12 protein-coding genes are annotated in these 13,979 nt (G+C 67.5%); 1 reads left to right on the top strand and 11 read right to left on the bottom strand.

Annotated elements, in window-relative coordinates; translation table 11 throughout:
* The first annotated feature begins 412 nt into the window (after positions 1–412).
* The gene (locus AB1Z25_RS14810; RefSeq protein WP_158274251.1) at positions 413–1,276 is read left to right on the top strand and encodes a helix-turn-helix domain-containing protein; all 864 of its coding nucleotides are present in this window, start codon (positions 413–415) and stop codon (positions 1,274–1,276) included.
* 83 nt (positions 1,277–1,359) lie between these two features.
* Here AB1Z25_RS14810 and AB1Z25_RS14815 read toward each other — a convergent pair whose 3' ends face one another.
* From AB1Z25_RS14815 to iolD, 11 genes are all read right to left on the bottom strand, one after another.
* Complete coding sequence (locus tag AB1Z25_RS14815) at positions 1,360–3,162, bottom strand: ATP-binding response regulator (RefSeq protein WP_227104219.1); 1,803 nt, start codon at positions 3,160–3,162, stop codon at positions 1,360–1,362.
* Positions 3,162–3,632, bottom strand: coding sequence for a putative pterin-binding protein (locus tag AB1Z25_RS14820; protein WP_158274250.1), 471 nt, complete (start codon positions 3,630–3,632; stop codon positions 3,162–3,164). Before AB1Z25_RS14820 ends, AB1Z25_RS14815 begins: the two co-directional genes overlap by 1 nt.
* 253 nt (positions 3,633–3,885) lie before the next feature.
* On the bottom strand, positions 3,886–4,146 hold the full coding sequence (locus AB1Z25_RS14825; RefSeq protein WP_486635564.1) for an acyl-CoA-binding protein: 261 nt from the start codon (positions 4,144–4,146) through the stop codon (positions 3,886–3,888).
* Between the two features lie 341 nt (positions 4,147–4,487).
* Positions 4,488–5,207, bottom strand: coding sequence for an energy transducer TonB (locus AB1Z25_RS14830; protein WP_486635565.1), 720 nt, complete (start codon positions 5,205–5,207; stop codon positions 4,488–4,490).
* Positions 5,208–5,303: 96 nt separating this feature from the next.
* A complete protein-coding gene (locus AB1Z25_RS14835) occupies positions 5,304–6,038 on the bottom strand; it encodes a thioredoxin fold domain-containing protein (RefSeq protein WP_107800060.1) in 735 nt (244 codons plus the stop codon).
* 24 nt (positions 6,039–6,062) lie between these two features.
* Positions 6,063–7,214 (bottom strand): UbiH/UbiF family hydroxylase, encoded by a 1,152-nt coding sequence (locus AB1Z25_RS14840; protein ID WP_486635566.1) that lies wholly within the window; start codon positions 7,212–7,214, stop codon positions 6,063–6,065.
* A gap of 11 nt (positions 7,215–7,225) precedes the next feature.
* Positions 7,226–8,389 (bottom strand): FAD-dependent oxidoreductase, encoded by a 1,164-nt coding sequence (locus AB1Z25_RS14845; RefSeq protein WP_486635567.1) that lies wholly within the window; start codon positions 8,387–8,389, stop codon positions 7,226–7,228.
* A gap of 40 nt (positions 8,390–8,429) precedes the next feature.
* A complete protein-coding gene (locus tag AB1Z25_RS14850) occupies positions 8,430–9,725 on the bottom strand; it encodes an aminopeptidase P N-terminal domain-containing protein (protein WP_486635568.1) in 1,296 nt (431 codons plus the stop codon).
* An 87-nt stretch (positions 9,726–9,812) separates the two neighbouring features.
* Positions 9,813–10,622 carry a 5-deoxy-glucuronate isomerase gene (gene iolB / locus AB1Z25_RS14855; protein WP_486635569.1) on the bottom strand — a complete coding sequence of 270 codons (810 nt, stop codon included), beginning with the start codon at positions 10,620–10,622 and terminating at the stop codon, positions 9,813–9,815.
* Positions 10,619–11,539, bottom strand: coding sequence for a myo-inosose-2 dehydratase (gene iolE / locus AB1Z25_RS14860; RefSeq protein ID WP_486635570.1), 921 nt, complete (start codon positions 11,537–11,539; stop codon positions 10,619–10,621). Before iolE ends, iolB begins: the two co-directional genes overlap by 4 nt.
* Positions 11,540–11,924: 385 nt before the next feature.
* Positions 11,925–13,775 (bottom strand): 3D-(3,5/4)-trihydroxycyclohexane-1,2-dione acylhydrolase (decyclizing), encoded by a 1,851-nt coding sequence (iolD, locus tag AB1Z25_RS14865; RefSeq protein WP_486635571.1) that lies wholly within the window; start codon positions 13,773–13,775, stop codon positions 11,925–11,927.
* Positions 13,776–13,979 lie beyond the last annotated feature (204 nt).

Raw genomic sequence — 13,979 nt, forward strand, 5'->3', positions numbered from 1 at the left:
GATATGCGAAATTACAACACCCTCCGCCCCAAGCCGTCCGCCGCCACCCAAGCCGCCATTCGCCCAATAAAATCAGACATCTAGCCGCCCTTCACCGGCCAAGCCTTACTAGGCCACAGGCATAACACAGCTCGAATCTGTACCAAGGAACAGGTTTCAATCTGTATGCCCAATTTTAAAATGAAAACCTTTTTTGCATTTTCAGCGAAAATTTTTCGCAAATTTTGCAAAAGCTGACTAATATCGGCTAAGTAGAAACCCCAGCGTCGACGTGCCCGCCCCTGCCCGGAAGGCCATCCGCCCTCCGCTCGCCGCCGCCGATAATGAAGAAAGACAGCAGCCCCCCGCCCGCGCCGGCGGCAAGCTGCGGACCAGAACGACCCGATAGTCGCCCTACTCCAAAGACATGCAAATGACACAGAACAAGCCAACCACTGAAATCATCAACGCCAATATCCGCACGCATCTGGAACAGCGCGGCCTGGCGGAGTCGCAACAGGTCAGCCTGATCGAGGAAGTGCTGGGCCTGAGCGCGTCGCAAACCTACCGCAAGCTCAACGGCAGCAGCCAGTGGCAGTTGGGTCAATTGGAGAAGCTGGCGCAATACCTGGGCCTGCCCACCTCCGAGCTGCTGGTGTCGCAAGACAACCGCCGGCCGGTGCGGGTGCCGGACGCCGACCTGATCCCGGCCATCCTCCACCTGACCGACCACACCGAGGAAGCCCATTGCTGGATACAGCTGGGCGACGTGGTCCAGGACGACTCCATCTCGCCGCTCTTGCTGGCGCGCCGCCAGGGCGACAGCTGGCACGTGTATCCGGGCAGCCACGACCGCTGCATCAACGGCCACGAAGTCACCTATCTGGCGGTGCAGCCGCCCAAGCGGGCCAACAACAAACGGCTGCTGGTGGCGGTGCTGGACGATATGGACGCCGACATCCTGGCGGCGGTGCTGGTGCGCCAGGGCCTGTTCGCCCTGCCCTACGAGTCCCCGTCCGAGCTGCTGGCCGCGCTGCCGCACGAGGAGTTCGACGCCTTCGTGCTGGACTGGGTGCTGGGCGACGACGATTGCATGAAAGTGATAGAAACCATACGCCAGCGCTCGGCCACCGTGCCCATCATCGTGCTGACCGGCCACGCCGAGGAATACGAATCCGCCTTGCAGCAGGCGCTGCGCATCCAGGGCGTTTACTACATCGGCAAGCCCACGCCGGGCTCCATCCTGGCGCTGCAGATCACCAATGTGGTGACCGCGGCCCACGATCTGGAAGTCTGAGCAGACCCGCTCCAGCCGCCGAGCGACATGAAAAAGCCCTGGATCTCCAGGGCTTTTTTCTGGCCGGCCATGCGCCGCCGCGTTCAGCCGCGTCTGGCCACCACGTCCAGCATCTGCCTCAGCTGGCCGGCGTCGAAGGGTTTGGCCAGGATGCCGGCGAAACGCTGGGCGCGCGGATCCTGAAACGCCTCCGGGTAAGCGCTCATGCCGACGACGGCGGTCTGTTCGGCGCGCCGGCCGCTCCAGGCCCGTTCCGCCACCTGATAGCCGCTGTCCGCGCCCAGATGCATGTCCAGCAACACGGTGTCGAAATCGGCCCGCTCCAGCGCCTGCTCGGCCAGCGCCGCCGTCTCCGCGGTGGCCACTTGATAGCCGTCGCGCTGCAGCAGCTCGGCCAGGGTGTCGCGGATATCGGCGTCGTCGTCCACGATCAGCACCGACTGCGGACCGGCCGACTCCAGCGCCTGCACCGGCAGGCGCACGGTGAAGCAGGCGCCCTTGCCCTCGGCGCTGTCCAGCTCAATGCAGCCGCCGAACAGATTGACCAACTCCTTGACGATGGACAGGCCCAGGCCGCAGCTGCCGGCGCGGCGGTGCTTGCCCTGGATGAAGGGCTGGAAAATGCGCTGCTGATACTCCAGCGGAATGCCCACGCCGGTGTCGCGCACCTGCAGCACCAGTTCATGGTGGCCGGTGGCGCGCAGGCAGGACACGCTGACCGTCACCGCGCCGCTGTCGGTGTAGCGGATGGCGTTGGACACCAGATTGCCCACCACCTGGCGCAGCCTGACCTCGTCCAGCACCACCTTGGCCGGCAGCGGCCCGGCCTGGTAGTTCAGAGCCAGGCCCTTGGCGTCGGCCAGCGGCCGCATCACGTCCATGGTGGCTTGCAGCACCTCGGCCAAGGGCATGGGCTGCGGATTCATCCGCAGCTTCATATTGCGGATGGCGCTGATGTCCATGATGTCGTGCACCTGGGCCGACAAATGCGACACGCTGGTTTTCAAACGCTGCAAGGCGGTGCGCGCGGTCTTCTGGCCGTCCGCCACCGGCTCCAGCAATTCGATGCACACCTGCATGGACTGCAAGGGCGAGCGGATCTCGTGGCTCAGCGTGGCCAGGAAGGTGGTGCGGTCCAGCTCCATCGCCACCGTGGCCTGATGCGCGGACTGCTCCTTCTCCAGCAAGGCCTGTTTGGCGCTGGCCAAACGCTTGACCGAGCTGTAGCGCGACAACAGCAGGATGACCGCGCAGATCACGCCCCACAGCACCGATTGCAGATACAGCACATTGCTGCGCTGGCGGTCCAGGTCCTCCAGCCGCTCGGTGCGGCTCTTGACCTCGGCCACCCTCGCCTCCACGGCGAAGGCCATCAGTTGCGGCCGCAGCAGATCGATGCGCTCCAGCAGCGCCGGCGCCGAGTCCAGCGCCGGGTGACTGAAGGCGGGGTCGTTGAACAATTGCTGGTAATCCGCCACCAGGGTGTCGAAGCCCTTCACCTGGCGCAGCAACATCTGCACCCGCACCGGCGCCGGTTCGGCAAACACGTGGAAACGGCTATTGGCCACTTCCAGCCGCCGCAACAACTCGTCTTGCTTGATGCGGCCGGCCTGGAAACCCACCAGCGCGGACTTGGCGCGCTCCATTTCCAGCTGGAACTGCGCCACCGACCAATACAAATCCTCGCTGCTATTGGCCACGGAATTGACCTTGCCCAGCTGGCTGATGCTGTAATACATGCCGCCGGCGGCGGTGATCAGCACCAGCAAGCCCACCCACAGCATGCGCCGGCCCTCCGGCCAGCCGCCCCAGCCGGAAATCAGCCGCCGCAGGCGGCTGAGCCAGCCCGGCGCGGCGTCGGACGACGCTTGATTGTCCTGGTCCATCAGTTCACCACCAAACCGTCTATCTGCCAGATCAGCTTGGCGTCCAGCGCCGGCCCCTTGGCCGAATCCGGCATCTGCTCCAGCGGATACATCAACCACAAGGGCCCGTAGCGGGCCACGTTCATCGGCTGCTGATTGAAGCGGCGCGCCAGGATGGCGCGATACTTGACCAGCTCACTGACCGGAATGGAATAGGTATAGTCGTTGAGCGCCACGAACTGGGCCTGGTGGCCGTAGGCGCCCACTTTATTCAGAATGTCCCGCACCAGCGGCCCGCTGAAGGTGGCCTTGGGCGTCCAGCTGGTGGCGGTGACCAGCGAAGTTTGCGGCAAGGCCATCAGCGCGCTCTCGCGGAACTCATACACGCCGCGCGCCGAATCGGTGAAATGGCTGATCTTGCCCGACACCACCAGCAAAACCGGATCGTCGCCGGCCCGGCACGCTTGCGCCAGCAGGGCGAAAACCAGCAAGCAAAAGACTCTCTTCATCTTGGCCAACGCTTCACTTGATTGAAAAACCGTACCGCCGCGCGCTGCTGGGCAACAGCCAGCGGCAGTTGAGAACCCGTTCGCGATCCGCGGGCCGCTTCGGCCGCGGCGTCCGTTTCGCGGGCTTGCCCCGCGGGATGGCGAACAACTTCTAAAAAAAATCGGCACTCGGGACCGGTGCCGCTTCGCCGCCGCAAACGGCGCCGCCCGCGGGCGGCCCGTTCTGGCGGCCGGCTTACTCTTCCAGCAGACGCTTCACCACGTCCACGTATTCCTGCTTGGCCTCGTCGCTGCTCTTGCCTTTCAGCTTTTCCCAAGCGTCGAATTTGGCGCGGTTGATGAAGTCCATCATGCCCGGGCGCTCGCCGGCGGCGTCGCCTTCGGTCGCCTGCTTGAACAGCGCGTACAGCTGCAACAGGGTCTGGTTGTCCGGACGCTCGGACAGGGTCTTGACATCGGCCTGAGCCTGGGTGAACAGAGTCTGCAGATCAGACATGGGAATTCCTTTGTTGAAGGCCGGGACGTTCGTACGCCCCTGATTGGAGATGTTAGCCTCCGGCAAGCAGCGCCGGAGAGCGGAATTTACCACGAACCCGCGCCCTTGGTCAGCCGCCGGCCCGGCGTCCGGCCTCAATTTTGTTCCACCGGCCCGCTCCAAGACCGCCCTGGCCCGGGAGAGCCTTGCACAGGCTTGAGAACGTGTTCGCGATCTCGCGAGCTAAGGCGAGACAAGGCGAAAACGTCTGAGAAAGCGGAGTGCGCGCGCGGCGCATGAGCCTTTCGAAGGGGCGCTCACCGTGCAACGCCCCACGACGCGCGGCGGATCGTAAACATGTTCTAAGGCCGGCCCGGCGCCGCCGTTTCCGTCAACGGCGCCGTCTCCAGCAGAATTCGTTTATAGCTCTTCACCGCAATGCCGTCTTTGCGCGCAGGCAAGAAGCGCGCGCGCCGGAACGGCTCCAGCTGCGCGTCGCCGTCCGCCGGCGCCGCGCCCGCCCATTGCGCCGCGTCCACCCCGCCCTGCTCATTGATATAGACGCGCAGCTCGAACACCGGCGGATCCCCAGGCATATCGGCCAGTATCGGCGGCACGATGGGCTCCAGCGGCTCCGCCAGGCGCTCCAGCTGTCCGGCCGGATAATAAAGGTCCAGGCCCAGCCGCTGCGGCAGCCCCTCATCGGCGGCGGCGGCTTGCTCGCCGTTTGCCGCCGGCGCGGAGGCTTCCGGCGCGGGGACGAACGCGGCCGCGGGCAGCGTCTCCTGCCGCGGCGCCGACGCCTCCGCCAAGGCTTGCGACGCCCCGGGCCCGGTCATGGCCGGCGGCAGAGCGCCCGGCTCCGCGGCAAGGCCGGAAGCCGCGGGCCGGACGGCGTCCCGCGCCGCGCTGGCAGCGGGCGGCGCGGCGGACAGACGCACGCTCAGGCCGGAAACCGCGCCCTGCGCGCCGCCGGCCGGCCACGGCGCGAACAAGGCCAGCCCGTGCAAGGCCAGCGACAGCGACAGGCCCAGCAACAGGCGGTCGCCGTCGGACAAGCGCCGGCCCGGCCGCGCCGTCATCGCCGTCCGCCAGGCGCGACAACGGCCTGCCCCGGCGTCGCGCGGACGCAGGGGCAGGCCGTGAGAATCCGCTTAGCGGCGCCTGCCTTCATGCGCTCACTTGGCGTTGAGCAGCTTCTCGATATCGTCGCCATCGATCGCGCCCGGCACCAGCTGGCCGTTGGCGAAGATCAGGCCCGGCGTGCCGGTGATGCCCAGCTTCTCGCCCAGCTGCTGAATCTTCTCCAGCGGAGTGTCGCAATTGTCCGGACCGGTCAGCGGCTTGCCGTCGCGCATGAAGCCGGACCAGGCCGCCACTTTGTCGGGCGAGCACCAGATCTGCTTGGACTTGCGCATCGCGTCCGGGTGCAACTGGGACAGCGGGTAGAGGAAGGTGTAGATGGTCACGTTGTCCAGGTTCTTCAGGCCTTCGCGCTCCAGCTTCTTGCAGAACGGGCAGTCCGGATCGGAGAACACCGCCAGCTTGCGCTCGCCCTTGCCGCGCACTTCCTTCAGCGCGTATTCAAACGGCAGCGACTTGAAGTCCACCTTGTTCAGCTCGGCCATTTTCTTCTCGGTCAGGCTTTCCTTCTTCACCGCGTCGATCAGATCGCCGACAAACAGATAGCTGGCGTCGGCGTTGGTGTACACCACCTGCTTATTGTCCACCACCACCTCGAAAATCCCTTTTACCGGGGTGGCGCTCACCGCCTTGACCGGCTTGCCGGGGAAACGGCCTTCAAACGCCTTCTTCACGTCGCCGGCGTTGCCGCTGCCGGCGGCTTGCGAGCAAGCGGCCAGCGCCATCATCAGGGAGGCGCCCAGCGCCAGGGACTTCAGGTTCTTCTTCATCAATCTTTATCCTTGAAAGGAGGTTCAGTAACCAATCGCCTGCCGAGCGAATTGCCGCTTCAAAGGCTTCAGGCAATTGGTCAGGTTCAAGCCGGTGTTGCGCAGCCAGGACAGGCCCGGCCCTTGGGCGTGAAACAGCTGGAACAAGCCGTCGCAGCCCAATTGCATGGTTTTCACCGCTTCGCGCCGCCGGCGCTCGTAACGGCGCAGCAGCATCCAGTCTCCGGCGTCGCGTTCGCCGGCCAACAGCGCGGCCAATTGCGCCGCGTCCTGGAAGCCCAGGTTCACCCCCTGGCCGGCCAGGGGATGCACGGTGTGGGCCGCGTCGCCCACCAGGACCACGCGTTCCGCCGCCACCCGCTCCGGCTGGATCAAACGCAGCGGAAACGCCGCCGCGGGGGTGAGGCAGGTCAACTCGCCCAGCTCCCGTCCTCCGGCCGCCGCCACCGTCGCCGCCAGTTGCTCCGGCGGCAGCTCCAGCAAGCGCGAGGGATCAGAAGTTGACCACACCATGGAAATTCGGTTCCCGGCCATGGGCAGCCAGGCCAGGATGCTGTCGCCGGTGAACCATTGCCGCGCCACGCCGCCGTGCGGGCGTTCGCAGTCGAAATTGGCCACCACCCCGCTCTGGCCGTAGGGTTTGACGCTGGCGTTCAAACCGGCCTGCTCGCGCACCCAGGAGTTGGCGCCGTCGGCGCCGGCCAGCAAGGCGGCGCTCAGCCGGCGGCCGTCTTCCAGCGTCAGCTCCGCGCCCAGCGCGTCGGCGCGCAGCGCCTGCGGCTTGATGCCCGCCAGGCAATCCACGCCGGACGCCGCCAGCCGCCGCCACAAGGCGGCCAGCAGCCAGCGGTTCTCTGCGATCCAGGCCAGCGCCGGCTCGCCGGCGTCGCTGGCGGCGAACTCGATGCGGCCGCCGGCGTCGCCGCGCACGTCCATAGCCTCGATCGCGCCCAGGCGCTCGGCGCCGGGCCAGGCGTCCAAGCTCTCCAGGAAACGGCGATTGGCCGGACTCACCGCGTAGATGCGCGCGTCCCAGCCCTGGTCCAGGTCCTGAAGCTCGGGCGGCCGTCCTTCGAGCAAGGCCACCCGCTTGCCGGCGAGGTCCAGCGCCAGCGCCAGGCTGGCGCCCACCAGACCGCCGCCGACCACGATCACGTCGTACTGCAATGCTTTCACATCCGCTCCCATCAGACGCCGAACACCAAATGGCTGGCGAACTTGCGCCGCAGCGGCGGCAGCGCGTCCAGCGCGCTGAGGCCGACGCTGCGCATCGCGCTGACCACCGGATGGTGGCCGTCGAACAATTTGATCAAACCGTGGGTGAAGCCCACCACCGCGTGGCTGTCCACCCGCCGCGCCGCCGCGTAGGCCGCCAGCGCGGCGGCGTCGCCGGGATCGGCCGCGCCGGCCAGCGCCGCGCTGAGGCCGGCGGCGTCGCGCAGGCCCAGGTTCAAGCCCTGCGCCGCCACCGGATGCATGGTTTGCGCGGCGTTGCCTATCATCGCCACCCGGCCGCTGACCACGCGGTTGAGCTGCTTCAACGCCAGCGGAAACGCCGCGCGCGGCCCCACGCTCAGAATGCGGCCCTGGCGCTCGCCGAAGGCCTGCTGCAAGGCGGCGGCCACCTCGGCGTCGTCGGCCGCCTGCAAGCGGGCGGCGTCCTCCGCGCTGCGGGTCCACACCAACATATAAGCGTCGCCGTGCGGCAACAGGGCCAGCGGCCCGTCATGGGCGAAGCGCTCATAGGCCACGCCCTTGGGCGGCAACTCGGTGCGCACCTCGGCCAACACCGCGCACTGGCGGTAATCGTGGCTCAGGCGCTTGATGCCGGGCAGGCTCTCCGCCAACGCGCCGCCCTCGGCCATCACCGCCAGCCGACAGGTCAACACGCTCTCGCCGGCGTCGGACGTCACCGTCACCACCGCGTAATGGCTGAGGCTTTTGACCGCCCGCACCCGGTGCCGCCACAACACGCGCACGCCGGCGCGCTCCAGCGCGCCGCCCAGCGCCGCCACCAGCGCCGGATAATCCACCACCGCGCCCAGGTGCGGCAGGCCCACGTCCTCGCCCCGCAACAGGGTGCGGCCGCAAGCGCCTTGCTGCGACACATGCACGCTGTCGATCACGGACGCCGGCAAATCCTCCGGCCAAGCGCCGGCTTCGCGCAGCAGTTCGCGGCTGTGCCAGGACAGCGCCAGCGCGCGCGCGTCGCGCACCGCCTCGTCGCGGCCGCGGGCTTCCACCAAGGTCACCTCGCGGCCGGCGCGCGCCAGCCGCAAGGCGGCCAGCGCCCCCACCGGGCCGCCGCCTATGATCACCACGTCCGCATGTTCATTTATCTGTTGCTGCATTCTGTTTCCTCCTGTTTCCTCGGGACACAGGCTCCGGAATTCAATCCTGATTCATCAGCGCCTCGATCTCGTCGATGCGCTTGGGCACGCCGCCGGTATAGACCTCGCAGCCCTGCTCGGTGATCAGCACATCGTCTTCGATGCGCACGCCGATATTGTGCAAGGCGGCCGGCACTCCGTCCGCCGGGCGGATGTACAAGCCCGGCTCCACCGTCACGCACATGCCGGGCTGGTAAGCGCGCCACAGGCCGTTGCGCTTGCGCGCGCCCACATCGTGCACGTCCAGGCCGATCAGATGGCCGATGCCGTGCATGTAAAACTGGCGGTAGGCGCCGGATTCGATCACCCCGTCCACGCTGCCTTGCAACAGCCCCAGGTCCAGCATGCCCTGGACCAGCACCGCCAGCGCGGCGTCGCCGGGCGCGTTCCAGGGCACATTCGGCCCCAAGGCGGCGATGGCCGCCGCTTGCGCCGCCAGCACCACTTCATAGACGTCGCGCTGCGGGCCGCTGAAGCGGCCGTTGATCGGGAAACTGCGGGTGATGTCGCCGGCGTAGCCTTCCAGCTCGCAGCCGGCGTCGATCAACAGCATTTCGCCGTCGCGCAGCAAGCCGTTGTTGGCGCAGTAATGCAGGGTGCAGGCATGGGCGCCGCCGGCGACGATGCTTTCGTAGGAAGGCTGGCGCGCGCCGCGGCTGACGAAGGCGTGCAGGATTTCCGCCTCGATCTGGTATTCATGCAGGCCGGGCCGGGTGGCGCGCATCGCCTGCACATGACCGGCGGCGGAAATCTCGCCGGCGCGGCGCAGCAGCGCGATCTCGCTGTCGTCCTTGATCAGGCGCATCTCGTCCAGCAGCGCGTGCACGTCGCCGTAGCAGCTGGGCGCCGGCGCGCCGTGATAGGCGCGCTGGCGCAGGCTGTCCAGCCAGCCGTTGACGCGCACGTCGAATTTGGCGTCGCGGCCCAGGCTCCAGCACAGCCGGCCGCAACCGGACAGCAGCTCCAGCATCCGCGCGTCCAGCTCGGCGACGGGATAAGCCTCGTCGAAGCCGAAAGCCTCGGCCGCCGCCTGCGGCCCGTGGCGGAAGCCTTCCCAGATTTCCATGTCCGGATTCTTGTCGCGGCAGAACAGGATGGACTTGCCGCTGCGCCCGTCCAGCACCAACACCGCTTCCGGCTCGGCGAAACCGGTCAGGTACAGGAAATGGCTGTCCGGGCGATAGGGATAGAAATTATCGGCGTTGCGCACCGCTTCCGGCGCGGTGGGCAGCACCGCGACGGCGTCGCCCAGGGCGGACAGCAGGCGGGCGCGGCGTGCGGCATGAGGCGTGGGCATGGCGGAATCCAGGCAAGGGACCGACGCGGTCGTAAAAGCGGCAGTTTACACCGCCGCCCGCGCCAACCCAAGCCCCGCCGCCGCGCCTCAGGTCGCGGCGGACAGCATCCACTCATGCGCCGGGTCGTTGTGGAAGCGCCATTCGCGGCGCGGCCCGGCCATCACGTTGAGGTAGTAGGATTCATAGCCGTGCGGCACGCACACCGGATGATAGCCGCGCGGCACCAGCACCACGTCGCCGTCCTCCACCGCGTGGGACTGGTCCAGATCGCGCTCGTCGGTGTAGACGCGCTGGAACACGAAGCCCTGCGCCGGGCTCACCCGGTGGTAATAGGTTTCCTCCAGCTGGCTTTCCGCCGGCAGCGCGTCGCGGTCGTGCTTGTGCGGCGGATAGCTGGACGAATGGCCGGACGGGGTGCGCACTTCCACCACCAGCAAGCCGTCCGCCTCCGCCTGCTGCGGCAGGATGTCGGTGACGTAGCGGGTGTTGCTCCCCTGCCCGCGCACGCTCTGCGCCATGTCCTGCGGCCGGATCAGCCGCGGCGGCCGGGTCAGCGGCCGGCCCGGCGCCGAACACAAAGCCACTTCCGCCGCGCCGCGGGCGACGATGCGCAACGCACAGCCGGCGGGAATATAAGCCGCCCACGGCGCTTGCCCGTCGAACACATCGGCGCGGCCGCCCACGCCCGGCCAGCGCTGTTCGCCGGCGATGAGATCGACGACGCCGGCCAGCACCACCACGCAGCATTCCCGCTCCGCTTGCAGCCAGTCCTCGGCTTCGCCGTCGGCCAGGCGCAAGGCGCGGAAACCGACATGGCGCCAGCCGGCGGAGGCCGGGGTGATGTCGGCGGCGACGCGGCCGGCCGTCGCCTTGACGCGCAAATCAGGCTGATTCATGCGCAGCTCCTTTCCAGCGCGCCGGCGCGGATGGCGGCCACCAGCCCGGCCAGGGTGCGGAAGCCCAGTTCGGCATAGCGGTAGCTGGGCGCCACCACCGGGTCCTGCTCCGCCTCCACCACCAGCCAGCCGCGATAGCCGTGCTCGGCCAGCATGCGCAGCAGGGCTTCGAAATCGATGACGCCGTCGCCGGGCACGGTGAACACGCCGTTGAGCACCGCTTCCAGGAAGCTCCAACCGCGGTTGCGCGCCAGCCGCGCCACCTGCGGGCGGATATCCTTGCAATGGACATGGACCACGCGGCCGATATGGCGGCGCAGCACCGCCAGCGGTTCGCCGCCGGCGAAGGCGATGTGGCCGCTGTCGAACAGCAGGCCCACTTCCGGGCCGGTGACCGCCATCAACGCGTCCACATCGTCCGGGGTTTCGACGTAGGCGCCCATATGGTGATGGTAGGCCAGCGTCAGGCCGTGGCTTTGCAGGTGGCGGCCGAAGGCGTTCAGCCGCTCGCCGTAATCGCGCCATTGCCGCTCCGAGCCAAAGCGCGGACGCTGGCTCAGGGGGCGCGGCTGGCCCTGTATCGCCTGGGCCACTTCGCCGTAGACCATCACCCGGCAGCCGCTGGCGGCCAACAAGCGCAGATGCGGCTCCACGGCGGCGATTTCCTCATCCACGCCGCGCTCGGCCAGCCGGCCGGAATGCCAGCCGGACACGCATTGCAGGCCGTGCGGCGCCAGCGCCGCCGCCAGCGCTTCCGGCTGGCGCGGAAATTTATTGCCCAGCTCAAAACCGCGGTAGCCGATGGCCGCGCCTTCGGCCAGCGCCTGTTCCAGCGAGATTTCGCCGCCCAGCGACGGCAGGTCGTCATTGCTCCAGGAGATCGGATTGATGCCGATTTTCACGTCGAATGTCTGCATAGTGCCCTCATTCAAAAACTCGCCACGAAATCCACGAAAAAATATGAAATCAAGAGTAAGGAAAAACCGACTTAGCCACGGAAACACACGGAAGAACACGGAAAAAGGCGTATTTTTGCCACGAAGTCCATGAAATGACACGCAGGCTACGTTTGTATTCGCGATGTGCTTACTCTGTGTGTTTCCGTGGTAAAGGGGATTTAAAACGGTGCACACCGCAGCACTGACGATTTCGTGTTTTCCGTGGGTTTCGTGGCTAAAAACCCAAAACGCTGACCACGAACCCCAGGAAACGATAAACAAGCTACGTTTGTATCCATGCTGTCGTCTTTTTCCGTGTCCTTCCGTGTGTTTCCGTGGCAAAAAAGATTTTCCTGGCTAGAAGCTAAGCCCTGGCCCGCAGGCGCTCCTCATATTCACGCCGCGCGGCGCGGACCTCGGCCCGTTCCGACACCTCCGGCACCGCCACTTCCCACCAGCAGCCGCCGGCCTCGGTGGTGCGCGCCGGATCGGTGTCGATCACGATCAGATAACTGCGTTCCGCGGCGCGGGCGCGGACCAGCGCCGCCTCCAGGCCGGCGATGTCGGCCACGTGCTCAGCCTCGGCGCCCAGCGCGCGGGCATGGGCGGCGAAGTCCACCCGCGGCGCGCCGTGGCGGCCCTGGCGGCAGTCGTCTAGCAGATTGTTGAACGGCGCGCCGCCGCAGGCCTGCTGCAGCCGGTTGATGCAGCCGTAGCCGCGGTTGTCCAGCAGCACCACGATCAGTTTCTGGTCCAGCATCACCGAGGTGGCCAGCTCGCTGTTCATCATCAGATAGCTGCCGTCGCCCACCATCACGATGACTTCGCGCTCCGGCCGCGCCATCTTCACGCCCAGGCCGCCGGCGATTTCATAGCCCATGCAGGAATAGCCGTATTCCAGGTGGTAGCCGCCCGGCGTCGCCGCGCGCCACAGCTTGTGCAGCTCGGCCGGCAGGGTGCCGGCGGCGCAGACCACGATGTCGTCGCGCTCGGAGCCGGGGTGGCGCTGCACCGCGCCGATCACCTCCCCGTCGTAAGGCAGGCCGTGCGGCTGGCGCTGACCGGTGACGCGCGCCGTATCCGCGCGCCAGTCATCGGCCAGCGCGCGCGCCTCGGCGCTCCAGCCGGCGTCGGCGCTCCAGCCGTCCAGCCGCGCCGACAGCGCGTCCAGGCATAGCGCGGCGTCGCCGCTCAGGGCCACGGCGTCGGCCTTGATCCCGTCCAGCGCATTGACGTTGACGCTGAGCAGCCGCGCCTGGCGGAACAGCTGCCCGGAGCCGGTGCTGAAGTCCTGCAAGCGGCTGCCCAGCGCCAGCACCAGGTCGGCCCGTTCCGCCAGCCGGTTGGCGGCCGGCGAGCCGGTGACGCCGATCGCGCCCAATTGCAGCGGGTGGTCCCAGGACAAGGCGCTCTTGCCGGCCTGGGTCTCGGCCACCGGCGCGCCGTGGCGCTCGGCGAAGGCGCGCAAGGCCGCCGCGCCGCCGGCGCTGTAGAGCACGCCGCCGCCGGCCACGATCAGCGGCCGCCGCGCGGCGGCCAGCGCCCGCGCCGCCCGCTCCAGCGCGTCCGGTTCCGGCGGCGGCGCGGCGATGCGCCACAGCCGCGGCCGGAACCAGTCGGCCGGATAATCCCAGGCCATGGTCTGCACGTCCTGCGGCAGCGCCAGCGTGGCCGGCCCGCATTGCGCCGGATCGGTCAGCACCGCCAGCGCGCGCGGCAAGGCCGTGAGCAGCTGCGCCGGGTGGACGATGCGGTCGAAATAGCGCGACACCGGCCGCAGGCAGTCGTTGACCGACAGCGTGCCGTCCTGCGGCGCTTCCAGTTGCTGCAGCACCGGGTCCGGCGCGCGCGACACGAACACGTCGCCGGGCAAGAGCAGCAAGGGCAGCCGGTTGACGTGGGCCAGCGCCGCGGCGGTGACCAGATTGGTGGCGCCGGGACCGATGGAGCTGCTCACCGCCATCATCCGGCGGCGGAAATGGGCTTTGGCGTAGGCGATGGCGGCGTGGGCCATGCCCTGCTCATTGTGGGCGCGCCAGGTGGGCAGGCTGTCGCCGGCCTGTTGCAGCGCCTCGCCCAAGCCGGCAACGTTGCCGTGGCCGAAGATGGCCCACACCCCGGCGAACAGCGGCGCCTCCTCGCCGTCCAGTTCCACCCGCTGCGCGGCCAGATAGCGCACCAGCGCCTGGGCCATGGTCAAACGGATCGTGCTCATGCTCATTCCTTATAAAATCAGCGCGGCTTTTCTTGCCACGGAACCCACGAAACCATTTATTAGCCACGGAAACACACGGAAGCACACCGACAATGCCAAAAACGATGACTGCATTTGTGTCACTCCCTGAGCTGCATGACAAAAATCGGGTCAAACACGGCGTTCTTCCTTGTGTTTCCGTGGCTCAAAACCCAAAACGCCAAC

This window comes from Chromobacterium sp. HL1 (assembly GCF_057418835.1).